This window comes from Streptomyces sp. NPDC043878 (assembly GCF_056435735.1).
The window spans coordinates 90996-114327 of sequence record NZ_JBWKDW010000025.1 but is presented as its reverse complement, the minus strand read 5'-3'; the positions used below and the strand labels follow the sequence as shown (position 1 = coordinate 114327).

19 protein-coding genes are annotated in these 23332 nt (G+C 72.4%); 8 read left to right on the top strand and 11 right to left on the bottom strand.

All coding sequences use genetic code 11. From position 1 onward, the window contains the following. Window positions 1-30: 30 nt before the first annotated feature. The 6 genes from AC07AZ_RS29765 to AC07AZ_RS29740 all read left to right on the top strand — a co-directional run bounded on the left by AC07AZ_RS29765 (window position 31) and on the right by AC07AZ_RS29740 (window position 8742). Window positions 31-1017, top strand: a complete 987-nt coding sequence (locus AC07AZ_RS29765) for an NAD-dependent epimerase/dehydratase family protein (protein ID WP_478853138.1) — start codon at window positions 31-33, stop codon at window positions 1015-1017. Then, on the top strand, window positions 1014-2153 hold the full coding sequence (locus AC07AZ_RS29760) for a DegT/DnrJ/EryC1/StrS family aminotransferase (RefSeq protein WP_478853136.1): 1140 nt from the start codon (window positions 1014-1016) through the stop codon (window positions 2151-2153). The genes AC07AZ_RS29765 and AC07AZ_RS29760 overlap by 4 nt, the downstream gene beginning before the upstream one ends. Continuing rightward, window positions 2150-2839: an acetyltransferase gene (locus tag AC07AZ_RS29755; protein ID WP_478853134.1), complete on the top strand. Its 690-nt coding sequence runs from the start codon at window positions 2150-2152 to the stop codon at window positions 2837-2839. Before AC07AZ_RS29760 ends, AC07AZ_RS29755 begins: the two co-directional genes overlap by 4 nt. After that, a complete protein-coding gene (locus tag AC07AZ_RS29750; protein WP_478853132.1) occupies window positions 2836-3954 on the top strand; it encodes a DegT/DnrJ/EryC1/StrS family aminotransferase in 1119 nt (372 codons plus the stop codon). The genes AC07AZ_RS29755 and AC07AZ_RS29750 overlap by 4 nt, the downstream gene beginning before the upstream one ends. Before the next feature lie 190 nt (window positions 3955-4144). Next, window positions 4145-7639: a DUF4082 domain-containing protein gene (locus AC07AZ_RS29745; protein WP_478853130.1), complete on the top strand. Its 3495-nt coding sequence runs from the start codon at window positions 4145-4147 to the stop codon at window positions 7637-7639. A 56-nt stretch (window positions 7640-7695) separates the two neighbouring features. After that, a complete protein-coding gene (locus tag AC07AZ_RS29740; RefSeq protein ID WP_478853128.1) occupies window positions 7696-8742 on the top strand; it encodes a glycosyltransferase in 1047 nt (348 codons plus the stop codon). 62 nt (window positions 8743-8804) lie between these two features. Here the strand turns inward: AC07AZ_RS29740 and AC07AZ_RS29735 are convergent, their stop codons facing one another. Next, window positions 8805-9473 (bottom strand): hypothetical protein, encoded by a 669-nt coding sequence (locus AC07AZ_RS29735; RefSeq protein WP_478853126.1) that lies wholly within the window; start codon window positions 9471-9473, stop codon window positions 8805-8807. Between the two features lie 125 nt (window positions 9474-9598). Between AC07AZ_RS29735 and AC07AZ_RS29730 the strand changes: the two genes are divergently transcribed. Beyond that, the gene (locus AC07AZ_RS29730; protein WP_478853124.1) at window positions 9599-11638 is read left to right on the top strand and encodes an O-antigen ligase family protein; all 2040 of its coding nucleotides are present in this window, start codon (window positions 9599-9601) and stop codon (window positions 11636-11638) included. After that, complete coding sequence (locus AC07AZ_RS29725) at window positions 11638-12558, top strand: glycosyltransferase family 2 protein (protein WP_478853122.1); 921 nt, start codon at window positions 11638-11640, stop codon at window positions 12556-12558. Before AC07AZ_RS29730 ends, AC07AZ_RS29725 begins: the two co-directional genes overlap by 1 nt. Before the next feature lie 119 nt (window positions 12559-12677). On the opposite strand, the gene AC07AZ_RS29720 is transcribed toward AC07AZ_RS29725, so the two are convergent. The 10 genes from AC07AZ_RS29720 to AC07AZ_RS29675 form a co-directional block, all read right to left on the bottom strand. Next, window positions 12678-13700, bottom strand: coding sequence for a class I SAM-dependent methyltransferase (locus AC07AZ_RS29720; protein WP_478853120.1), 1023 nt, complete (start codon window positions 13698-13700; stop codon window positions 12678-12680). Further along, the gene (locus AC07AZ_RS29715; protein WP_478853118.1) at window positions 13694-14371 is read right to left on the bottom strand and encodes a class I SAM-dependent methyltransferase; all 678 of its coding nucleotides are present in this window, start codon (window positions 14369-14371) and stop codon (window positions 13694-13696) included. The genes AC07AZ_RS29720 and AC07AZ_RS29715 overlap by 7 nt, the downstream gene beginning before the upstream one ends. Window positions 14372-14441: 70 nt before the next feature. Next, window positions 14442-15263, bottom strand: a complete 822-nt coding sequence (locus tag AC07AZ_RS29710) for a glycosyltransferase family 2 protein (RefSeq protein ID WP_478853116.1) — start codon at window positions 15261-15263, stop codon at window positions 14442-14444. Next, window positions 15260-16384, bottom strand: a complete 1125-nt coding sequence (locus tag AC07AZ_RS29705; RefSeq protein WP_478853114.1) for a hypothetical protein — start codon at window positions 16382-16384, stop codon at window positions 15260-15262. The genes AC07AZ_RS29710 and AC07AZ_RS29705 overlap by 4 nt, the downstream gene beginning before the upstream one ends. A 5-nt stretch (window positions 16385-16389) precedes the next feature. Further along, complete coding sequence (locus tag AC07AZ_RS29700) at window positions 16390-17946, bottom strand: oligosaccharide flippase family protein (RefSeq protein ID WP_478853112.1); 1557 nt, start codon at window positions 17944-17946, stop codon at window positions 16390-16392. Continuing rightward, window positions 17909-18814, bottom strand: a complete 906-nt coding sequence (locus tag AC07AZ_RS29695; protein ID WP_478853110.1) for a YveK family protein — start codon at window positions 18812-18814, stop codon at window positions 17909-17911. Before AC07AZ_RS29695 ends, AC07AZ_RS29700 begins: the two co-directional genes overlap by 38 nt. Window positions 18815-18865: 51 nt before the next feature. After that, the gene (gene wecB, locus AC07AZ_RS29690; RefSeq protein ID WP_478853108.1) at window positions 18866-19999 is read right to left on the bottom strand and encodes a non-hydrolyzing UDP-N-acetylglucosamine 2-epimerase; all 1134 of its coding nucleotides are present in this window, start codon (window positions 19997-19999) and stop codon (window positions 18866-18868) included. Between the two features lie 3 nt (window positions 20000-20002). Then, window positions 20003-21262, bottom strand: a complete 1260-nt coding sequence (locus AC07AZ_RS29685) for a nucleotide sugar dehydrogenase (protein ID WP_478853106.1) — start codon at window positions 21260-21262, stop codon at window positions 20003-20005. Continuing rightward, window positions 21262-22032 (bottom strand): WecB/TagA/CpsF family glycosyltransferase, encoded by a 771-nt coding sequence (locus tag AC07AZ_RS29680; protein WP_478853104.1) that lies wholly within the window; start codon window positions 22030-22032, stop codon window positions 21262-21264. The genes AC07AZ_RS29685 and AC07AZ_RS29680 overlap by 1 nt, the downstream gene beginning before the upstream one ends. Then, window positions 22029-23195 carry a hypothetical protein gene (locus AC07AZ_RS29675; protein WP_478853102.1) on the bottom strand — a complete coding sequence of 389 codons (1167 nt, stop codon included), beginning with the start codon at window positions 23193-23195 and terminating at the stop codon, window positions 22029-22031. Before AC07AZ_RS29675 ends, AC07AZ_RS29680 begins: the two co-directional genes overlap by 4 nt. Window positions 23196-23332 lie beyond the last annotated feature (137 nt).

Sequence of the window (23332 nt, the reverse complement as noted above, 5' to 3'; positions counted from 1 at the left end):
CGGTTCCACTTCACCGAGAGGGCAGGGCAGTTGAGCAGCGTACGAGGCAAGAAGATCCTGGTCACCGGGGGAGCGGGCACGATCGGCTCCCACCTCGTCGACCTCCTGGTCGAGGGCGGCGCCCGCGAGATCGTGGTGCTCGACAACTTCGTGCGCGGGCGGCGCGACAACCTCGCCCGGGCGCTGCCCAGCGGCGTCGTGGAGGTCGTCGACGGTGACATCCGCGACGCCGACACGGTCCGCAAGGCCACCGAGGGCGCCGACCTGGTGTTCCATCTCGCGGCGATCCGCATCACCCAGTGCGCGGAGGAACCCCGGCTCGCCAACGAGGTCCTGGTCGACGGCACGTTCAACGTGCTGGAGGCGGCGGTCGAGGCCGGGGTGGGCAAGGTGGTCGCCTCCTCCTCGGCGTCCGTCTACGGCATGGCCGAGACCTTCCCGACGACCGAGCGCCACCACGCGTACAACAACGACACGTTCTACGGCGCGGCGAAGGCCTTCAACGAGGGCATGCTGCGCAGCTTCCACGCCATGAACGGCCTGGACTACGTGGCGCTGCGCTACTTCAACGTCTACGGCCCCCGGATGGACATCCACGGCCTCTACACCGAGGTGCTCATCCGCTGGATGGAGCGCATCGAGGCGGGCGAGCCGCCGCTGATCCTCGGCGACGGCACCCAGACGATGGACTTCGTCGACGTCCGGGACATCGCCAGGGCCAACGTGCTGGCCGCCGAGTCCGATCTGACCGACGAGGTCTTCAACGTGGCCAGCGGTACGGAGACCTCGCTGCGCGAGCTCGCCGACGGACTGCTGGAGGCGATGGGCGCCCCGCGCCTGGAGCCGGTGCACGGCCCCGCCCGCGCGGTGAACGGGGTGAGCCGGCGGCTCGCGGACACCACCCGGGCCACCGAACGGCTCGGCTTCACGGCCCGGATCGACCTGCGGACCGGACTGCGGGACCTGGTGGAGTGGTGGCGTGCCGAGCGCGCCGCCGCCGCGGAGGGCTCGCGATGAGCGCCGACCGCATCCCGGTGATGATCCCGTGGCTCGGCGAGGAGGAGGCCCGGGCCGCCTCCGACGCCGTGCTGTCCGGCTGGGTCGCCCAGGGCCCCCGGGTCGCCGCCTTCGAGCGGGCCTTCGCGGAGCGGGTGGGCGCCGGGTACGGCGTCGCGGTCAGCTCCTGCACCACCGCCCTGCACCTGGCGCTCGTCGCGCTCGGGCTGGGCCCGGGCGACGAGGTCGTGGTGCCCTCCCTGTCGTTCATCGCCACCGCCAACGCGGTGCGCTACGTCGGTGCCGACCCGGTGTTCGCCGACGTCGACCCCGCCACCGGCAACCTCACCACCGCAACCGTCGACGCGGCCCGCACCCCCCGCACCAGGGCCGTCCTCGCCGTCCACCAGGGCGGCGTACCGGCCGACGTGCACGCCCTGCGCGCCGCCTGCGCCGCATGGAACCTCCCGCTGGTCGAGGACGCGGCCTGCGCCATCGGCTCGACCGTGGGCGGCGAGCCCGTCGGACAGGGCGCGCTGATCGCCGCCTGGTCCTTCCACCCCCGCAAGGTCGTCACCACCGGCGAGGGCGGCATGATCACCACCGACGACGCCGAGTGGGCCGCCCGGCTGCGCCGGCTGCGCGAGCACGGCATGAACGCCTCGGCCGCCGAGCGCCACGCGAGCGACAAACCGGTGCTGGAGAGCTATCTGGAGGTCGGCTACAACTACCGGATGACGGACGTCCAGGCCGCGATCGGCCTGGTCCAGCTCGGGAAGCTCGACGCGATGATCGGCCGCCGCCGCGAGCTGGCGGCCCGCTACGACACCCTGCTGAAGGAAATCCCGGGTCTCACCCCCGTACGCGATCCGGCCCACGGGCAGAGCAACTTCCAGTCGTACTGGGTGCTGCTGGGCGAGGACTTCCCCCTCGGCCGGGACGACCTGCTGGCCGCGCTGGCCGCGGCGGGCGTCTCCGCCCGCCGCGGGATCATGGCCTCCCACCTCGAACCCGCCTACGCGGACCACCCCCGCGGGCCGCTGCCGGTCACCGAGCGCATCAGCCGCGACTCGCTGATCCTCCCGCTGTTCCACACCATGACCGAGGCCCAGCAGGACCGTGTCGTGGCCGCGCTGCGCGAACAGGCCCGAAGATGAGCGGGCTGCTCGTCGTCGGCGCGGGCGGCTTCGCCCGGGAGACCGCGCAGGCCGTCGCGGACGCGGGCGAGGCCACGCTCCTCGGGCACCTCGACGACAACCCCGCGCTGCACGGCACCGAGGTGGACGGCGTGCCCGTCCTCGGCGGCTGCGACCTGGTCCACGACCTGCCCGGGGCGCGGGTGGTGATCTGCGTGGGCAACCCCGGCGACTACGCGGCCCGTGCCCGGCTGGTACGCAGGCTGGGCCTGCCCGCCGACCGCTACGCCACCGTGATCCACCCGACGGCGTCGGTGTCCGGGACCTCGGAGGTGGGCCCCGGCTCGGTCCTGCTCGCGCACTGCGTCCTGACCGCCGCCGTACGGGTCGGCGCGCACGTCGCGGTGATGCCACACGTCGTCCTCACCCACGACGACGTGGTCGGGGACTGCGCCACGCTCGCGGCCGGCGTCCGCCTCGGCGGGGGCGTACGGGTGGAGCGCGGCGCCTACGTCGGCTCCGGGGCCCTGGTCAGGGAGGGCACCACGGTGGGCGCCTGGTCCCTGGTCGGGATGGGGAGCACCGTGCTCGGCGACGTCCCGCCGGGCGAGGTGTGGGCGGGGAGCCCGGCCCGCCGGCTGCGGGCGGCACCGGCCGCGGCACGTGACGAACTCGCGACGCGAACAACGGGGGGACAGGTCACATGAACCAGATACCGCTTGTGGACCTCAAGGCGGCCCACGAGGAGGTCGCCGACGAGGTACGGGCCGGCTTCGACCGGATCCTGGCCGGCACCGCGTTCATCGGCGGCGAGGAGGTCGGCCTCTTCGAACGCGAGTACGCGCGGTTCGGCGGGGTCGCCCACTGCGTGGGCGTGGCCAACGGCACCGACGCCGTGGAACTCGCCCTGCGCGCCGTCGGCGTGGGGGGCGGCGACGAGGTCGTGGTGCCCGCCAACACCTTCATCGCCACCGCGGGCGCGGTCGCCAGGACCGGCGCGCGACCCGTCCTGGCGGACTGCCTGCCGGGCAGCCATCTGCTCGACCCCCAGGCCGCGCTGGACGCGGTCGGCCCGGCCACCCGCGCGGTCGTCCCCGTGCACCTGTACGGGCAGTGCGCCGAGGTGACCGAGCTGGCCGGCCGGCTGCCCGCCCGGGTACGGGTCGTCGAGGACGCGGCCCAGTGCCAGGGCGCGACCCGCGACGGCCGCTCGCCGGGCAGCGGCGGGATCGCGGCCACCAGCTTCTACCCGGGCAAGAACCTGGGCGCCTACGGCGACGCCGGAGCGGTGCTGACCGACGACGAGGAACTGGCCTCGCTGGTGCGCGCGACGGCCAACCACGGCGGCGTCGCCAAGTACCGCCACGACGTACCCGGGTTCAACAGCCGGCTGGACGGCCTGCAGGCCGTGGTCCTGCGGGCGAAACTGGCCCGGCTGGCGGACGGCAACGCGGCCCGCCGGACGGCCGCGGCCCGCTACGACGCGCTGCTCGCCGACCTGGCGGCAGCCGGACGGATCGTCCGGCCGGTCACGGCGGACGGCAACGTCCATGTGTGGCACCTGTACGTCGTCGAGGTCGACGGGGCCGACCGCGACGACCTCGTGGGCAAGCTCAACGCCGAGGGCATCGGCGCGGGCGTGCACTATCCCGCCCCGGTCCACCTCACACCGGCGTACCGCCATCTCGGCCACGCCCGCGGTGACTTCCCGAACGCCGAGCGGACGGCCGACCGGATCCTGTCACTGCCGCTGTACCCGCAGATCACCCCTGACCAGCAGCAGCGGGTCGTGGACGCGCTCGCCGACGCGCTCCGACGCTGACCGGTCCCTTCTTGACGCACCAATGCCGACTCTCAGGGTCGGTCCTGCACAGCACCGCTGAGAGGTACACATGAACAGATGGAGCAGACGGTTCCGGGGCGGCCGCCTCGCCGTGATAGCAGCCATGGTCTGGGCTGTGCTCCCGCAGGCATCGCCCGCCCAGGCGGCGTCCGACCCGTGCGGAACGGGCATGAACCCCATCGTCTGCGAGAACTCCAAGGCGGGCAGCCCGATGTCCGACTGGTACTCGCCCAACGCCTACGGTGACATCAAGGGCTTCTCCACCAAGGAGAGCGTCCAGGCCGGTGACACCGTCCAGTTCAAGGTCCAGTCGAAGACCTCGTACCACGTGGAGATCTACCGGCTGGGCTGGTACGGCGGTGACGGCGCTCGCGAGATGTCGACCGCGGCGCAGGCGGCGGTCACCTACCCCGCCAACTACAGCAACAACCCGGCGAGTTGCGCCACCAAGAGCAGCACCGGCCTGGTCGACTGCGGCAGCTGGCCCGTGACCGCGAGCTGGCCGGTGCCCGCCGGCGCCGTGTCCGGCCTGTACATCGCGAACCTGACACAGACGGACGGCGACGGGCTCATGCCGTACCCCTTCGTCGTCCGCAAGGACTCCAGCACCTCCGACATCGTCGTGCAGACCAGCGACCAGACCTGGCAGGCGTACAACGACTACGGCGGCCAGGATCTCTACGGCGGCGCGGGACCCGCGCCGGACGGCCGCGCCTACGAGGTCAGTTACAACCGGCCGCTGGACATCGGCGGCGACAACGGCATCTACGGCTCCGAGTTCATGATGCTGTCCTGGCTGGAGCGCAACGGCTACGACGTGAGCTACCTGTCCGGCGTGGACGTGTCGGCCAACGGCGCCACCCTGCTGAAGAACCACAAGGTGTACATGTCCTCCGGCCACGACGAGTACTGGACGCAGAGCCAGTACTCCAACGTGCTGGCGGCCAGGAAGGCCGGTGTGCGGCAGGCCTTCTTCAGCGGCAACGAGGTCTTCTGGAAGACCCGGCTCGCGCCGAGCAACGACGGCACGAGCACGGCGAACCGGACCCTGGTCTGCTACAAGATGACCAAGATGGCGCAGAACAACGGCATCGCCGATCCCAGCGGCACCTGGACGGGCACCTGGATGGACCCGGCCGGCACCGACTACGGCCAGAGCTATCAGCCGCCGAACATCCTCACCGGCTCCATGTTCCAGGTGAACGGCTACCGCAACGACGCGATCACGGTCCCCGGCTCGTACGGCAAGAACCGGCTGTGGCGCAACACGTCCATCGCGAACCTCACCGCCGCGCAGACCGCGACCTTCCCGACCGGCACCCTCGGTTACGAGTGGGACAGCGACATCACCAACAGCACCAGACCCTCCGGCGCGATCGACGTGTCGTCCACCACCGTGGACATCGCCGACGACAAGTACCGGCTGGACTGGGGCAACACCTACGGCAACGGCACCGCGACGCACAACCTCGTCGAGTTCCGCGACCAGGACTCCGGAGCCCTGGTGTTCGGGGCGGGGACCGTGCAGTGGTCGTGGGGTCTCACCAACCTGCCGGCGTACGACCCCGCCGACGTGGTGGTCACCGAGGACGCCCGCATGCAGCAGGCGACGGTCAACGTCCTGGCCGACATGGGTGTCCAGCCGCAGACCCGGCAGAGCAACCTGGTCGCCGCCACGGCCACCACCGACACCAGCGGCCCGGCCGTCACGGTGACGAGCCCGGCCTCCGGGGTCACCGTCCCGGCGCTCAAGCCGGTCACCATCACCGGCGGCGCCACCGACTCCGGCGGAGTCGTGGCCCGCGTGGAGGTGTCCACCGACGGCGGTACGACCTGGAACGCCGCCAAGGGCCTCGCGTCCTGGAGCTACAGCTGGACCCCGACGTCCCCGGGCGCCGCGTCGGTCAAGGTCCGCGCGGTGGACGACAGTGTCAACATCGGCGCCGTCACCACCATCCCGCTGACCGTCGGCCCGCAGGCCTGCCCGTGCACCGTCTGGCCCGCCACCGCCGTACCCGGCACGGTCAACGGCGGCGACGGCGGCTCGCTGGAGCTCGGCGTCAAGATCCGCACCACGGTGGCCGGTTCGATCACCGGCGTCCGCTTCTACAAGTCGCCCGTCAACACCGGCACCCACACCGGCAGCCTGTGGAGTGCCTCCGGCACCCGCCTGGCCACCGGCACCTTCACCAACGAGACGGCGTCCGGCTGGCAGCAGCTGAACTTCGCCACCCCGGTCACCGTCAAGGCCAACACCACCTACGTCGCCTCCTACTTCGCGCCGAACGGCGGATACTCCTACGACGGCGGCTACTTCTCCGGCAAGGCCGCCGGCCTGGCCCCGCTCACCGCCCTGCAGTCCGGCACCGACGGCGGCAACGGCCTCTACCACTACGGCTCCACGAGCGCCTTCCCGTCCTCGGCGGCCCCGGGCAGCAACTACTGGGTCGACGTGGTGCTGGACACCTCGACGGCCAGCACGACCCCGCCCGTGGTCAGCTCGACCTCCCCGACGTCGGGGGCGACCGGTGTGTCGATCACGGCACCGGTGTCGGCCGTCTTCGACCACGCCATCGACGGCGACAGCCTGACGTTCACCGTGAAGGACCCCGACGGCAACACCGTGCCGGGGACCAGGACGCTTCCCTCGGCGAACAAGGCGACCTTCACACCGTCGACGGAACTGGCGCTGCACACCACGTACACCGCCTCCGTCCAGGCCTCCGACCTGTGGGGCAACGACATGGGTGCCCCGGTCACCTGGAGCTTCACCACCAGTTCGACCCCGCCCGCGGTCACCTGCCCCTGCACGCTGTGGAACGCCGCCACCGTGCCGGCCAGGACCGACGTCACCGACGACCCCAACTCCCTGGAACTGGGCACCCGTTTCCAGTCCTCGGCGAGCGGCTGGGTCACCGGCGTCACCTTCTACAAGGGCACCGGCAACACCGGCACCCACACCGGCAGCCTCTGGTCCGCCGACGGCACGCTCCTCGCCTCCGGCACCTTCACCAGCGAGTCGGCCACCGGCTGGCAGCGGATGACCTTCGCCACCCCGGTGGCGGTCAGCGCCGACACGCCGTACGTCGTCTCCTACCACGCGCCGAACGGCAACTACGCGGTGGACGGCGGCTACTTCGCGGCGGCCCACCAGTCCTATCCGCTGACCGCCACCGCCGACACCGCCTCGGCCCACAACGGGCTCTACCGGTACGGCAGTGACGTGGCGTTCCCCAACGGCTCCTACGGGTCGGCCAACTACTGGGTCGGGCCGGTCTTCACCGCCGACAACCCGTCCGCGTCGCTTGCGTCGTCCACCGCCTCGGAGGTGACCGCGTCCTCGCTGGCGCACACCGCCGACGCGGACAGCGCCCTCGTCACCTCGCTGCCCGCCACGACCCGGCTGTCGTCGGTGAAGGCGACGGTGACGGTCCTGCCGGGCGCCAGGGCGGCGGCCGCCAGGGCGGCGGCCGCCAGGAGGCTCCACGTCACCACCGTCCTGTCCTACGACCGGGCCACCCACAAGGTGTCCGTCCACCTGTCCGCCCCGCTGCCCGACGGCACCCGGTTCAAGATCACGGTCACGGCCCGGGACAGGCACCACCACACGGTGAAGTCCCGCAGCTGGGTCCTGAAGAGCAAGACCGTCCACAAGAAGCACTAGTGCCCACCGGTGCCGGCCTCCCGTGAGGCCGGCACCGGGGATTGGCTTTCTCACCGATGACCAGCGTCAGTGTTGTGATCCCCTGCTACCGGTACGGCCATTTCCTCGCCGACTGCGTGAGCAGCGTCCTGGACGAGCAGGACGGCGTGGACGTCCGGGTCCTCATCATCGACGACGCCTCGCCCGACGACTCGGCGGAGACCGCGCACAAGCTGGCGGCGGCCGACCCGCGCATCGAGGTCCGGGTCCACGCGACCAACAAGGGGCACATCGCCACCTACAACGAGGGCCTGCTGGAGTGGGCCGACGGCGACTACGTCGCGCTCCTGTCCGCCGACGACCGGCTCGTACCGGGCGCACTGGTCCGGGCCGCGAACCTCCTGGACGCCCACCCCGAAGCCGGGTTCGCCTACGGGCGCCCGCTGCGCTTCCGGCACGGCGACCCGCTGCCGGCGGCCCGCACCCGGGGCACCGGATCGGTCGTCTACCCCGGCACGTGGTGGCTGGAGCGCCGTTTCCGCGAGGGCACGGGCTGCATCACCTCACCCGAGGTCGTCGTCCGCACCAGCCTGCAGCGCACGGTCGGCGGCTACGACCCGGCGCTGCCGCACGCCGGTGACATCGAGATGTGGATGCGGCTCGCCGCCCACGCCGACGTCGGCTACGTACGCGGCGCCGACCAGGCCTTCTATCGCGTGCACGGCAAGAACATGTCCACGACCGACTTCGGCGGTCAGCTCGACGACCTGCGCCAGCGCCTGGTGGCCTTCGACTCGGTGCTCACCAAGTGCGCCGACCGGCTGCCCGAGGCCGGCCGCCTCGCCGACGAGGTGCACACCCGGCTCGCCCGCTTCGCCCTGCGCCGGGCCTACCGGGCCTACGACCGGGGCCGCACCGGTGTCGTACCGGTCGACGAGTGCGTGGCGTTCGCCGAGGAGTGCCTGCCCGGGTACGCCGCGCTGCCCGAGTACCGCGCGCTGCGGCTGCGGCGGCGGATCGGACCGAAGGCGATGCCCTACCTGCAGCCGCTGGTGTGGTCCGCCGTGGCCGAACGCGGACGGGAGTGGCTGTGGTGGGAGTCCTGGAAGCGCCGCGGCATCTGATGGTCACGCCCCACCGGGGAACCACGGCCGGCCGGCCCCGCGGACGGTCACGCCCGCACGGCTCAGCCCGCCACCGGGACCCCGCCGGCCGGCAGCGGGTCCCGGGAGCCCTGCCGCCTGCCCCTGCGGCGCAGCGCGAACCGGTCGAACCACAGCGCGCTCAGGACGGCGACGCCCGTACCCAGCAGGGCCGTACCGGCCAGTGCGCGGCTCCTGGTGCCCTGCACCGGGGCGGCGCTCGGGGCGACCAGGACGGTCGCGCTGATCCGCGCACCGGCCGCGATCCGCTGCGCGTCCTGCATGTCCGTCACATGCCGGGTGTAGACGGCGACGATCCGGCGCACCGCCGAGTCGGCCTCGGCCGCGCCGGCCGCGCGCGCCTGCACCTGCAACGAGGGGATCAGGTAGCGCGGCGTCGCGCTGGTGCCGCTGTTGCGCGGAACCAGCTGGTACGACCCGTGGACTCCGGCGGAACCCAGCTCCCTGCGTCCGGCGGGCGACTCCAGCTGCTGGATGACCCCGTACGACAGCGCGGCGAGCGGGGGCTGGAGGTTCGTCAGCTGGTTCGGCTGGTTCCCGGTGACCGGCGGTTTGAGGACGACCACCGCCGAACTCAGGTACCGCGGGGCGGGATGCAGCACCGGGTAGGCCCCGGCGGCCGTCAGCAGCAGCGCGAGCGTCCACACGTACCAGCGGCGGAGCAGCGCTTCGGCGACGTCACGAGGCGACACAGGGACTCCTTCCGTAGGCACCGATACTGGCAGGCGGCGGGGCGAGCCGCCACCGAATCACAAGGCCCGTGCCGCGCCGGAGTCCGGACGTCCGGTCCCGTCGCGCCGGGCCGGGGGGAGTTCTCATGAGCCTCGGCGACCTCTGGGCGATCATGTGCAGGCGCTGGTACTTCATGGTGCCCCTCACCCTGCTGAGTGTCTTCGCCGGCGGGTACTTCTACCGGACGATCCCGGTGTCCTACCAGTCACAGAGCTCCGTCACGCTGCTGGACTCCACCGCGGTCGCCGATCTGGCACCGACCTTCGGCAACCCCATCTCGAACGCGGGCGGTTCGCTGGTCGTCACCGCCGACCTGCTCATCAGGACGCTCCAGTCCAGCGACTCCGCCAGGGAACTGCACTCGCGGGGCGTCACCGACCGGTACACGGCCGGGTTCGCGCCCGAGGCCGACAGCCCGCTGCTCACCCTCAGCGTCACCGGAACCGACCGGGCGAAGGTGCTGCGGGAGACCACGGTCCTCACCCGGTTCACCGGTGAGCAGCTGAAGGCCCTCCAGGCCGCCTCCAAGGTGCCGACGGGCTACCTCGTGCAGGCGGCGCCGGTCGTCCTTCCGCAGACTCCCGTCTCGGAGTCCAAGGCCCGCTACCAGGACATCGCGGCGGTCGTCATCGTCGGGATGGTCAGCGCGTTCCTGCTGTCCATCCTCGCCGAGGGCGTCGCGGTGGTCCGCCGCCGGGGACGCGCCCGCGAAGGATACGTTCCCCGGCGCCACCGCGGCCGGCCGCCCGAGCGGGCGCCCAGGGGACTGCTGGCGCGCCGGCTGGACGCCACGACGATCCTCTCCGGCTATCTGGTGCTGGCCTTCTTCGTCCCCTCCAACCTCACGCTGCCCGCGCTGGGCGGCGTCGGCACCCCGGCCAACGTCTTCGCCCTGCTGGGGCTGCTGTGGTACCTCGCGACCTGGCTCGGCGGCCGCATCCGGCCGGCCGAGGGCACCAGGCTGCCGCGCGTGGCGATGTGCGTGCTCGCCGCGGCGGTCCTGCTGTCCTACCTCGCGGACGCGACCCGCGACAGCTCCCACCAGGAGGTCCTCGGGGCCGACCGGGGACTCATCGGGCTCGGCGTGTGGGTGGCGCTGGTGGTGCTGGCCTCGGCCGGCATCCAGGAACGCAGCCGGCTGGAGGTCCTGATGCGCCGGCTCGTCGTGCTGGGCACGGTGGTCGCCCTGATCGGCTACTACGACTTCTTCGCCGCGACCAACATCGCCGACTCCATCCACATCCCCGGCCTCCGGTCGAGCACCGCCGGGATCAGCGCCATGGACCGCGGCTCGTTCACCCGCCCCCGCTCCACCACCGCCCATCCGCTGGAGTTCGGGGGGATGCTGGCCATCCTGGTCCCCTTCGCGGTCCACCAGGCGTTCGACCCGGTACGCCGGCACGCGGGCGCGCTGCGCCGCTGGGCCCCGGTGGCGATCATGGCGGGCGCGCTTCCGCTGACGGTGTCCCGGACCTCCATCATCGGAGCCCTCGTGGTGGCCCTGGTGATGGTGCCCCGCTGGAAGCCGCAGCGCCGCTGGGCGGCGATGGGGCTGATCCTCGGCTCGGTGGCCGGCTTCAAGGTGATCATCCCCGGGCTGATCGGGACCATCACCAACCTGTTCGCCAGCTTCCTGTCCAACTCCGACAGCAGCACCCAGGCGCGCACCGTGAAGTACAGCGCGATCGTCCCGTATCTCAGCGAACGCCCCTGGTTCGGGCGCGGGTTCGGCACCTTCACGCCCGACCTGTACTTCTTCACGGACAACCAGTACATGCTGACGCTGGCGGAGATGGGCGGCGTGGGACTGGTCGCGCTCCTCGTCCTGTTCGTCACCGGGATCCACACCGGGGGCGCCATTCGCCGGCTCGCCCGCACCGACTCGGACCGGGAGCTGGGGCAGGCGTTCCTCGCGTCGGCCCTGGTCGCCCTGGTCATCAGCGCCACCTTCGACGCCCTCAGCTTCCCCATGTACGCGGGGATGTTCTTCCTGACCCTGGGCGCCGGCGGCAGCTACCTCGGCTTCGTCCGCCGCGAGGCGGCCGCGGCCGCCGCCGCCGCGCAGACCGCGGCGGCGCCCCGCGAGGCCGCCGAGTCCCCGCTTCCCCAACTCGTGGAGTCATGATGTCCCACCAGGGCCCCGTCGCCGTGCTCGTCGTCACCTGGAACAGTGCCGCCGTGCTGCCGGGCTTCCTCGCCGCGCTCCCCGAGGGCATGGCCGGGCTCGACTGGCGGCTCGTCGTCGCGGACAACGACTCCGCCGACGACACCGTGGACGTACTGCGCGCCCTCGCCCCCGACGCCACCCTCGTGTGGACCGGCCGCAACGCCGGATACGCGGCCGGTGTCAACGCGGCGCTGGGCGCGGCGGACGCGTGGGAGGGCGGCTACCGGGCCGTCCTGGTCTGCAACCCCGACATCCGGATGCGCCAGGGCTGCGGCAAGCTCCTCGTCGACGCCCTCGGGCCCGGGACGGGCATCAGCGTCCCCCTGCTGTACGAGGAGGACCGCGAGGCACCGCTGCCCTCGCTGCGCCGGGAGCCCAGCGTGACCCGCGCCCTCGGCGAGGCCGTCATCGGCAACCGGCGGGCCGGGCGGTTCCCCCGCCTGAGCGAACTGGTCACCGACCCCGCCGCGTACCGGAAGCCCACGTACGCGGACTGGGCGACCGGGGCGATGATGGCCCTGTCCGCGGAGTGCCTCGCGGACTGCGGGCCGTGGGACGAGTCCTTCTTCCTCTACTCCGAGGAGACCGAGTACTGCCTGCGCGCGCGGGACCGCGGCCACCGCACCCGGCTCGAGCCGGCCGCCGAGGCCGTGCACCTCGGCGGTGACTCGCGTGTCTCGCCCCGCCTGTGGACCCTGCTGACCCTCAACCGGGTCCGCCTGTACCAGCGGCGGCACCACGCCCTCGCCACGGCCGCCTTCCGCGCCGCGGTCCTGCTGCGGGAGAGCTCGCGCGCCGCGCTCGGCCGTCCCGCCAGTCGGGCGGCGGCGGTCGCGCTGGTGCGGCCGGGGGCGCTGCGGGCCACGCCGGGGCCGTGACGGCACGCCGGCTGCGGCGGGCCGGCCCGGGGCGCCGGGCGTCCACCGACCGCGCCGGGTCGGCCCGGTCGGGGGTGGCGACTTCGTCGTGGCCGGTCGCGCGGCTTCCCGCGCCCCCGCTACGGGCGCTCGGCCGGCTCGCGCTCCCGGCGGGGCGTTCGGGCCGGGTCGCGTGGGCGGCAGATCATCGCGACGAAGTCATGGCCCACCTCCGGGAGGGCCGCGTCCTCCGCGGCGAAGCAGCGGTCCAGGAGGGCGAGGGTCGCGGGTTCCTGGTCGAGGAAGTTGTGCGCGATCCCGGAGAGCGCGATGTGCAGGACCGTGCCGCCGTACGGCCGTTCCTCGACGACGTCGAAATGGCGCCGCAGGCCCGGCAGCAGCGCCGCCGCGTCGACCGCCTCCGAGGGGTCGTCCAGCACCATCGACAGCCGGCTGGGCCGTACGACACGGTGCTTGATCCGTCCGTCGGCCAGGCGCCGCCGCTCCTCGGGGAGCCGGGCCAGCAGCGCGTTCGCCGCCTCCAGCTGGGCGTCGGTCCACTGGAAGCGGGTGGGACCGACGAACTCGTCCACGACGAACAGCCCGTCGGGCTCGATCAGTTGCGACAGCCGCGGCAGGGTCGCGTCCAGGTCGTCGAAGTGGTGCAGCGACTGCAGGCCGAGGAGCACGTCGAAGCGCTCCCCGTCGCCGGTCATCCGGTTGACGTCGGAGACCCGGAAACGCAGGACGTCGGCGAGGCCGTTCTCGGCGGCGGCGCGGGTGGCGAAGTCGATCCGCTGCTGCGCCACGTCCACGCCCTCCAGGAGACCGAACGCGCCGGTCCTCGCCCAGAGCAGTTCGTTGCCGCCGGTTCCGCACCCCAGCGACAGGCCGCGCAGACCGGCGCGCGGCGCGAAGTGCTCGGCTGCCACATAGGCGGGGAAGGACGTGTCCGCGTCGCCGGTCATCAGCAGGTTCCAGCGCCTGACGACCGCCGGTATCGCCCACCACTCGGTCAGCGACGGGTCGACCCGCGACCAGTGCTGCACCACCCGCGCGCCGCCGCGCACCCGCAGCTTGGCCAGGACCGGGTCGAGTTCCAGCCGTCGCACCTTGCGCAGCAGCCGGTCCGCGTCGTGTCTGTTGACCAGGTTGTTCAGCATCCGGGCTCCGTTCGTACGGCGGTCAGTGACTTGGTGACACCGAGCACCCGCTCGTTGAGGAGCACCGAGCCGGGGAACAGGTAGCGCATCTCGGTGCGGGTCAGCAACTCGATGTTGATCACCGCGTCCATCGCCGACTCCGGGCTGTCGGGGCGGCTGTGGACGAGCGGCCAGTGACGTACCAGACGGGCTCTGGCGGTCAGGGGCAGGAACTGGAAGCCGGGCGCCACGAAGTGCGGCTCGACCGGGAAGTAGCGGTACGGCGTCTGGATCCAGTGCAGCGGGGCCAGGGTCTCCACGGCGGCGACGAACCGGCGGCGCTGGCTGTGGCCCCCCACGTGCTCGATGGTCGAGTTGGAGAACACCAGGTCGTAGCCGCCCCTGCGGCTCAGCTCGGCGGCCACGGCGGGGTCGGTGACGTCGGCGACCTCCGCGGTGATCCAGTCGGGCAGTTCGGCGGGATGATCCTCCAGGTTGACCAGGTGGACGTGCTTGGCGCGCAGCGGCGCGCGCAGCCACATCTCGGCCGTCCCGCCCAGGTCCACGACCCGCATGTTCTCGATGCCGGGGAAGCAGCGCCCGAACCGCTGCCAGCGGGCGACGCGCATCCGTTCGCCCAGTGAGCCGGGCGCGTCGACGAACCTGTTTCTGAGGGCGCGGGAGCGGGGCATGGGATCAACCACCTGTGGTCGGTAGGGAAGGGGAGCGGGCCGGTGGGGCCGGGGCGGTCCGGCCGGGCCGTCACCACCGGGTGAAGAAGCTGGCCGGGTTCATCAGGTACCGGACGGTGGGGTGCGGCACATGGAGCACCCGGTGCGTGCGGGCGTAGCGGTGGATCAGCTCCCAGTCCTCGCGGGGCAGCACCTCCGGGGTGCGCCGCAGACGGCTGAAGCGCAGGGAGCGGTCGCGGCGGGCGACGAAGGCGTTGGTGTCCAGGAAGGACTCGCGGGCGGCCCTGCGCCGGTCGTAGGGCACCGACAGGACGTCCCGCTCGCTGCCGTCCGGCAGGACGCGGCGCAGCGCCGTGTAGACGCCGTCGGGGCCGCCGGGTGCCTGGAGGGCTTCCAGCGCGCGGGCGAGATGATCGGGCTCCCACAGGTTGTCGTCGTCCAGGAACGCCACATAGCGGGACCGGGTGAGCCGGATGCCGACGTTGCGGACGACGCCGGCGGTGCCGGTGTTGCACGCCAGCGACACCGCGAACAGCCGTGGGTCGTCGGGCAGTTCGGGGAGTCCGGCGCCGTCGTCCACGACCATGACGACCTGGTCGCGCACGCTCTGGGCCAGCGCCGAGCGCACCGCGGCGAGCAGCGCCGCGGGGCGGCGGTGGGTGGCGATGACGGTGGCGACCAGTGCCGTGGGCGCGGACGGGAGGCCGGCGGCGAGCCGCCGGGTCTCGGCGTTCTCGACGCGGCGCAGCCCGATCGCGGAGGGCGCCAGCAGGACCTTGTTCCTGGCCTCGAAGAGGACCAGCCAGCCGAACACCGCCTTGAGCAGGGTCCAGGGCGCCCGCGCGGCCCGGCGCGTCAGGGGGGTCGTCTCGCGGCCCGGTGCCCCGGTCACGAGGCCGGCTCGGGCTGGATCAGGCGGCCGTCGGACATCCGGTTGTCGCGCCACACGTTCCCCGCGCCGCCCGCGTTCCAGTGCGCGACGACGCCGTAGCCGCCGGAGGCGGGATGGTACTGCGTCGAGAACACGTTGCCGGTGACCCTGATCCCGGTGGCGCCCGTGTCGCCGCCGTAGAGCGCGTACGCGCCGCCGGCCACCCAGTTGTGGTCCACGGTGACGTTGCGGACCACCCCGGTGTCCGCGAACAGGCCGATGCTGCCCGAGGCCCCCTGCTTGAGACTCGTCGGGTTCAGCAGGGTGTTGTGGCGGATGATCAGCTCACCGGTGTTGCCGCCGCCGCTGATGACCGTGTTGGTGTGCTGCCACTCGCCGCCCAGGTTCACGAACGGCACGATGTCGTGGACGTAGTTGTCGTGCAGGTTCCCCTGTCCCGTGGACAGGGCGTCGCCGAACACCGAGACGTCGCACCAGCCGACCTCGACGGGGCTGCCGCCCATGTTCGACACCGCGTAGTCCACACCGCCGTTGTCGGGCCCCTTCCCGGGGACGGCGGTGATGGTGGAGTGCAGGACGCGCAGTCCGTGGAAACCGGGGCGCAGGTTGACGCCCCACCAGCTGTCCGAGGTGATCTTCGTGTCGATGACGGTGACGTCGTCGGCGTAGATGTCGAGCGAGCCGGTGATGTCCCAGCCGCGGATGACGAGCCCGTTGGTGCGGATCGCCCGGTACCCGGTCTTGTGGGGGGTGAGGGGGACGCGTGGACCGGTCGTGCGGGCGTCGGGGAAGCCGCAGGCCCCCGGGGAGGCGCAGGCGGTCTTCGCCGCGGGGGTGCCGGACGCGCCGCTCGCGGCCGGTGCCCCGGTGGTCCTCGCCGTCGTGGCGGGCGTCGCGGTGGGGGAGGGGGCCGGGGCGGGGTGGCTCGTGGCCGTGCCGTCCGCGGTCGGGTCGCCGGCGTCCGGTGACGCGGAGGTCCCGCTCGCGGGGCAGGTCAGCGCGTCGTCCGGGCAGGCCGGCAGCGCCGACCCGTGCGATCCCGAGCAGGCCGCGCTCCCGGCCGCCAGCAGGGCTGCCAGCAGCAGCCCCGCGAGCGGGGTTCGGCTGATGCGCCATGACATCGGGCTCACCTCACGTCCTGTCGGGCCGGCCGGACCGGCGCGGTCGACCGGTGCCGGCCGCGGTGGGGCGGGACGCCGCGCAGGAAGGCGCGGCTGGGCAGTACGCACACCGTGTAGGCGGCCAGGGCGACCGCGCCGATGGCGAGGAGCACGAGCCGCCCGTCGCCGAACGCGTGCCGCAGGCCGAGGACGGTCGCGGCCATCACGGCGCCGCCGAGGAAGGGCCAGGCGCAGGCCCTGGCGATCAGGCCGACGCCGATGCCGCCACGGCGGAGGGCGAGGAGGAACACGGGCACCACCATGCCGCCGCCGACCAGGACATGGGCCTGGGAGACACCGACGATGCCGTTCACGCGGGCGGCGACGAGGAGCACCGGGATCAGGGCCGCCAGCCACAGGCCCTGCACCAGGAAGAGCGAGCGGCGCTGTCCGATCGCGACGAGGCAGTCGTAGGCGAGTTCGCCGCCGATGCGGATCAGGCCGAGGACCATCAGCCAGGGCAGTGCCGCGGCGGCGGGACTCCAGTGGCTGCCGTAGATCAGCTCGACGACCGGTCCCGCGAGGAGGGCGAGCAGGACGCACAGCGGGACCGTGCCGGTGATCAGGACGCCCAGGGCGCGACCGAAGCCCTGGGCCAGCGCCCGCGGCGAGTCGGCCAGGCGGGAGAACCCGGCGAAGGAGACCCGGCGGGCGGCCTCGGAGATGATCCGCACGGGCCAGCCCGAGATGTTGAAGGCGAGCACGTAGAAGCCCAGGGACACGTTGCCCAGTGTCGCGCCGACCACCATGGTGTCGACGTTGACCACCGCGAGGGCCAGCATGCTCGCCCCCGCCAGCGGGAGCCCGAACCGGAGCAGCGCCCGGGCCTGTCCCGGGTCCCAGCCGAACTTCAGGGTGCCCGGTGCCGCCAGCCAGCAGCCGGCCAGTGTCACGACGTTGCCGGCGACGGCACCCCAGGCGAAGCTCATCGCGCCCCGGCCCTCGAAGGCCAGCAACAGTGTCACCGAGGTGCTGACGACGAAGTTGAGGCCGTCGATGACCATCCGCCTGCCCTGCGCGAACTCACGGGTGAGGAAGCCGCCCGGCACCTGGGCCACCCCGTCGATCACCACGCACAGGCACATCACCCGCAGGACGCCCGCCGCGTCCGGCGAGCCGAGCAGGCCGGCCACCGTCGGCGCCGCCGCGAACAGCGCCACGTACAGCAGGCCGCTGGAGAGGGTGCTGAGGGTCAGGACGGTCGGCGCGAACCGTCGCGCGTCCCCCTCCCAGCGGACGATGGCCAGGCCCACACCCAGCTCGTTCGCGGACAGCAGGACCAGCAGGACGGTCTGGGAGACGCCGTACACGCCCCATTCCGCGGGGCCCAGGGCGAAGCGCGCCAGCACGATGCCCGTCGCGAAGTTGCCCAGGCGCATGACGACGGTGTTGATCAAACTCCAGCGTGCCGCCGAACGGACCCTGGGGCCGAGGGTGGGAGCGGCCGGGGACGAGGGAGCGGGAGGAGCGGAGACCTCGCTCGGCTCACCGGTCTCGCTGTCCGGTGCGCGGACGGTGTCCATGCGTCGACTCCTCGTCGAGCGGCTCGGCGGCGGTCGTCACGGCCATGGCGGCCCGCGGCGCCTCGGGTTCTGCGGAGGCCGGCCCGGTCCCGGTGGACCGCGACCAGCTGGGCGGCCGCCGGATGGCGAGTGTCTCCTCCACGGCCGGCTCCCGGGCCGCCCTCCCGGTCGGGGCGGGCGGGACGGCCGTCTCCTCCTCGGGCTGGGTGAGCGGGGCGGCCGGCTCGGGCGCGGGCTCGGGCGCGGGCCCGGGTTCCGGCTCCTGCGCGTGCGGCCTCCTGCGCGCCTCCACGTAGAAGGCGGTGAACATGCTGAGGACCAGCCCCAGTCCACCGGCCATGATCATGTATTCGAGCCGGGTCTTGGTCTGCGCCGTCGGGTTCTGCGGGGCCACGATGGTCGTCAGGCGGATCATGGCCTTGGGGGCGACCGACTGCTGGTGCTGGAACTGCTCCAGACGTTCCCTGGCGTACGCGGTCAGGACGCGGTCCGAGGCCAGCACGGCGGACCGGTCGGTGCCCGTGACGGTGAGCCACATCAGCGGGCCCTGCGCGTTGTCGGCGAGCTTGGCCCCGAACGTGCCGGTGGCGCCACGGGACTTGAGCTCCCGCACGGACACGTCGGAGTTGAGGTTGCGGGCCAGGCTGTCGGCCATGCCGGTGAGCGAGGTCTGGGTGCTGAGGAAGGGGTTCCCGTCGTAGGCCACGGTGGCCTTCTGGGAGTTCAGGAGAAGCACCGTGCTCTGTGACTGGTAGGTGACCGGGACGAACACGGTCACGGCGGCCACCAGCCCGGCGGTCAGCAGCAGTCCGGGCAGCAGGACGTACCAGCGCCTGCGCATGACCCGGAAGATCTCAGCGAGATCCATGGTGGTCCCCCCTCGCACCCCGACGTTCGACGAGCATATGTCGCAAGCGGATCATATGAGGAACGTTTGGTCAGTGGATCTCTGCTGGTCAGTGGGTCTGGGCCGGGTGTTCGCGGTGCCTCCCTCCAGCAGCACGTCGGCGATCCGGTCGCTCGCCCGGCCGTCCCACAGCTCCGGCCTGCGCGGCGCCGGCGGATCGTCCAGCACCCGGTCGACCGTCGACACGACGCGCTCCGGATCGCGGCCGGCCAGCACGTTGGTGCCCTGCTCCACGGTGATGGGCCGTTCGGTGTTGTCCCGCAGGGTCACACACGGCACGCCCAGCGCGGTGGTCTCCTCCTGTACGCCGCCCGAGTCGGTCAGCACGAGGCGGGCGGAGTCCTGCAGGGCGATGAAGTCGAGGTACCCGGCGGGCGGCACCAGCCGGATGCCCCCGGGGACGCCGATCTCGGCCAGCCGTCCGGCCGCGCGCGGGTGCACCGGCAGCACCAGCGGGCACCGCACGGCGATCTCGCCCAGCGCCTTCAGCAGCGCGGCGAGGGTCCCCGGATCGTCCACGTTGGCGGGGCGGTGCAGGGTGACCAGGCCGTAGCCGCCACGGTCCAGGCCGTAGCGGCTGAGCACGTCCGAGGCCCTGGCCCGCTCCAGGTTGGCCAGCAGCGTGTCGATCATGACGTTGCCGACGAGGTGGATCTGGTCCTCCCGGTAACCCTCCGCGCGCAGGTTGTCCACGGCGTCGGGCGAGGGGGCCAGCAGGTAGTCGCTGACCCGGTCGGTCGCGACCCGGTTGACCTCCTCCGGCATACTCCAGTCACGGCTGCGCAGACCCGCCTCGACGTGTGCGAGCAGCGGTCCCGCCTTGGCGGTGACCAGCGCGCAGGCCAGGGTGGAGTTGATGTCGCCGACCACGACCACGAGGTCCGGGGACACCTCGTCGAGCAGCGGCTCGAACGCGGTCATCACCCGCCCGGTCTGTTCGGCGTGGCTGCCGGAGCCGACCCCGAGGAAACGGTCGGGCGGGCGGATGCCGAGGTCGGCGAAGAACACGTCGTTCATGGCCGGGTCGTAGTGCTGGCCGGTGTGGACGAGCAGCACCTCGGCGCCCCGGCGTTCCAGGGCGTCCATCACCGGTTTGATCTTCATGTAGTTGGGGCGCGCCCCCGCGACGCACACGATTCGGGGCATGGTTCAGAGCACCTCGATCGTGGGGCCGGACGACAGCCGGCGCCGGCAGTCGAGCACGAACGGGGCGTGTTCGGCGATGAGTTCGTAGTCGAAGCTGTCGTGGTCGGTGAGCAGGACCACCACGTCGGCGGCCGCCAGCTCCTCCTGCACCGGTTCGACCCGCACCAGCCGGGTGTCCACCGGCAGGCTCTCCACGACGTGCGGGTCCGCCGCCCTGACCTGCGCGCCCATGTCCAGCAGCAGCTGGGAGATGCGCAGCGCGGGCGACTCGCGGGCGTCGCCGGTGTTCTTCTTGTACGCCAGCCCGAGCAGCAGGACGCGTGAGCCGTTGACCGACCGGCGCCGCTGGTTGAACAGGTCGCTGATCCGGCGCGCCACGTACTCGGGCATGTGGTTGTTGATGTCGTTGGCCAGCTCCACGAAGCGGAAGCTCTGGCCGAGTTCGCGCTGCACCCGCCAGGACAGGTACGAGGGGTCGATCGGCAGGCAGTGGCCGCCGACACCCGGTCCGGGCGTGAACTTCATGAAGCCGAAGGGCTTGGTGGAGGCGGCGTCGATGGCCTGCCAGACGTCGATGTCCAGGTGGTGCGCGAACATCGCGATCTCGTTGACGAGCGCGATGTTCACATGCCGGAAGGTGTTCTCGAGGAGCTTGGCGAGTTCCGCCTCCTTCGGCGACCGCACCGGCACGGTGGTGTCGACGAGTTGGGCGTAGAAGTCCTGAACCGCCGTCAGCGACGTCTCGTTGACGCCCGACACGACTTTCGGGGTCTCCTGGAAACCCCACACCGCGTTGCCGGGGTCGATCCGCTCCGGGCTGTAGCCGAGGTGGAAGTCGGTGCCCGCGGTCAGCCCCGAACCGTCCTCCAGGATCGGCGCGAACAACTCCTGGGTGGTACCGGGATAGGTGGTCGACTCCAGGACGACGGTGGCCCCGGGACGCAGGTAGCGGGCGAGGGTGACGGCCGACTCCCTGATGTACCGGAGATCGGGGGTGCCCTCGTGCAGCGGGGTGGGCACGGTCACGACGGCGACGTCGAAGCCGCCGCAGTCGCGGGCCGACTCGCTGGGACGGTAGGCGCCGCGGTCCAGCGCCGCGCGGATCCGCTCCGAGGAGACGTCCTCGACGAAGGACTCACCCGCGGCGAGGCTCTTGACCCGGCGGGAGTCGACGTCGTAGCCGATCACCTCGTGTCCGACCTCGGCGGCGCGGACGGCCAGTGGCAGGCCGACGTATCCCTGTCCGACCACGACGACGCGCATCAGTGACTCCTGTTCGCTGAAGCGGACGACGGGGTGAGCCGGATGAACTCGCGCACCGTCATGAGGACGAAGGCGGCATTGGTGGTGAGATAGCGCCGGCCCAGCCGGCGCGGCTCCTGGAGCGCGCGGTAGAGCCACTCGACCCCCCACCGCTGCCACGACTCGGGGGCCCGCCTGGTGACCCCGGCCAGGATGTCGAAGGAACCGCCGACCCCGTGCACGACGCGGGCGCCGGTGCGTTCGCCGTAGGCGGCGGTGAAGATCTCCTTCTTCGGCGAGGTCATGCCGAGGAAGAGCATCTGGGCGCCGCTGTCGGCGATCGCGCCCGCCACGGACTCCTGCTGGGAGTCGTCGAAGTAGCCGTTGCGGCTGCCCGCCACCTTCAGACCCGGGAAGCGCTCGGCCACCCGGTCCAGCATCCGCTCCAGCACCTCCTGGCGGGCGCCCAGGAAGTACACCGACATGCCGGCCGACTCCGCCTCGGCCAGCAGCCGCAGGAACAGGTCGATCCCGGCCACGCGTTCCGGCAGCGGGGCGCGCAGCACCCGGCCCGCCCAGACCACGGCCTGCCCGTCGGCCAGCACCAGGTCGCAGCCGGCGACGGCGCGGGCGAGCCGGTCGTCGCGCCGCATGTTCACCAGCTTCGCGGCGTTGACCACGCCGATCTCCAGCTGACGGCCGTCCCGCACCGCGTCCAGGCAGTGCCGCACGGTCTCGTCCATGGTCAGCGGGTCCAGCTCGACCCCGAACAGTGACCGACGTTCCCTCATATCCGACCCCCCTGCCAGGCGTGGAGCATCCAGCCGAACTCGTACGGCCGGCATTCGCGGTCCACGGAGAGGGGGCGGTACACCCGGTCCAGGGACGTCAGCCGGAGGTTCGGGGCGAGGCGGGTGCCCAGCCCCCGGGCGGCGCGGACGGCCTTCTTCGGGTCGCCCCGGTAGACCTTGCGCCAGGTGGCGCCGAGCCCGTCCAGGATCATCGGCTCCCGGGTCTCCGGGCGCGCGGCCAGTTCGGGCACCTCCGTCATCCAGCGCAGGCCCTTGCGGATCGCCGCGCCGAAGTCGGTGCCGCCGGCGTCGGCGAGGTCGAACAGGGCGGTCGGTGCCATCGCGTGCTGGTGCACGCTGTAGACCGGGTAGCCCTCCACGACACCGCCGGTGCGCGCGTCGTAGTGCCACCACCACTGCCCGCCGTCGCCCTGGAGTTCGCAGATGCGCGCCGCGCACGCCTCGGACGCGGCCAGCGCCTCGGGATCGCCGTCGCCGCCGGCGTGCGCGAGGGCCAGCGCCTGGATCGGGTAGGTCTGGTCGGCGAAACAACTCACATGTGCCCGGTACCACGGCACCAGGCCGGGTCCGGTGGCGTGCGGGAACAGCGGACTGTCCCCGACGCGGGCCCGCAGCAGGCGGTCGCGAGCTGCGGTGAAACGTCTCTCCACATCGACCGTGCCGCGGGCCGCCGCGAGTGCGGAGAGCACCCAGGCCGCCTCGACGGTGTACTGCGGCCGGCCCTCCTGATCGAGGAGGTCGACCTGCGCGAGGGCGTCGGACAGCTTGGGGTGCGCGGTCTCGGCCGCGGCCCAGGAGATGAGCGCCGCGTCACCGAGGTTGGTCACCGCGGGCATCGACTCGACCAGCAGGCCCGCGAACTCCTCGGCGGTACGCCCGCCGAGCACCGCGCGCTGGCGGTCCTCGGGAAGGAACCTGGCCCCCAGCACGGTGATCGCCGCGTACCGGATGCTGGTCCCGCGGCGTTCCAGGGTCCAGGAACCGTCGGCCGCCCTCCGCCCGGCCATGGTGAAGGCGAAGGCCTCACCGCCGGGAAGCAGCATCGACGGGAGCCCCGACTCCGCCACCGCGAGTAGTCGTCGGGTGAGTTCGAGCAGCGGCGGCTCGTCACGACCGAGCGCCGCCAGACGTGAAATGGTCATGGTTTGGCCACACCAACCCCCTGTGGATCCTTTTTGCACACACTTCTGATCGCCACGTCGCGGACAGCGACATGGCGGAAAGCAGACGTCAGGCGCCTAAGCGGTCGTCACTCCTCGCTTCGCGCACAGTTGTCCCC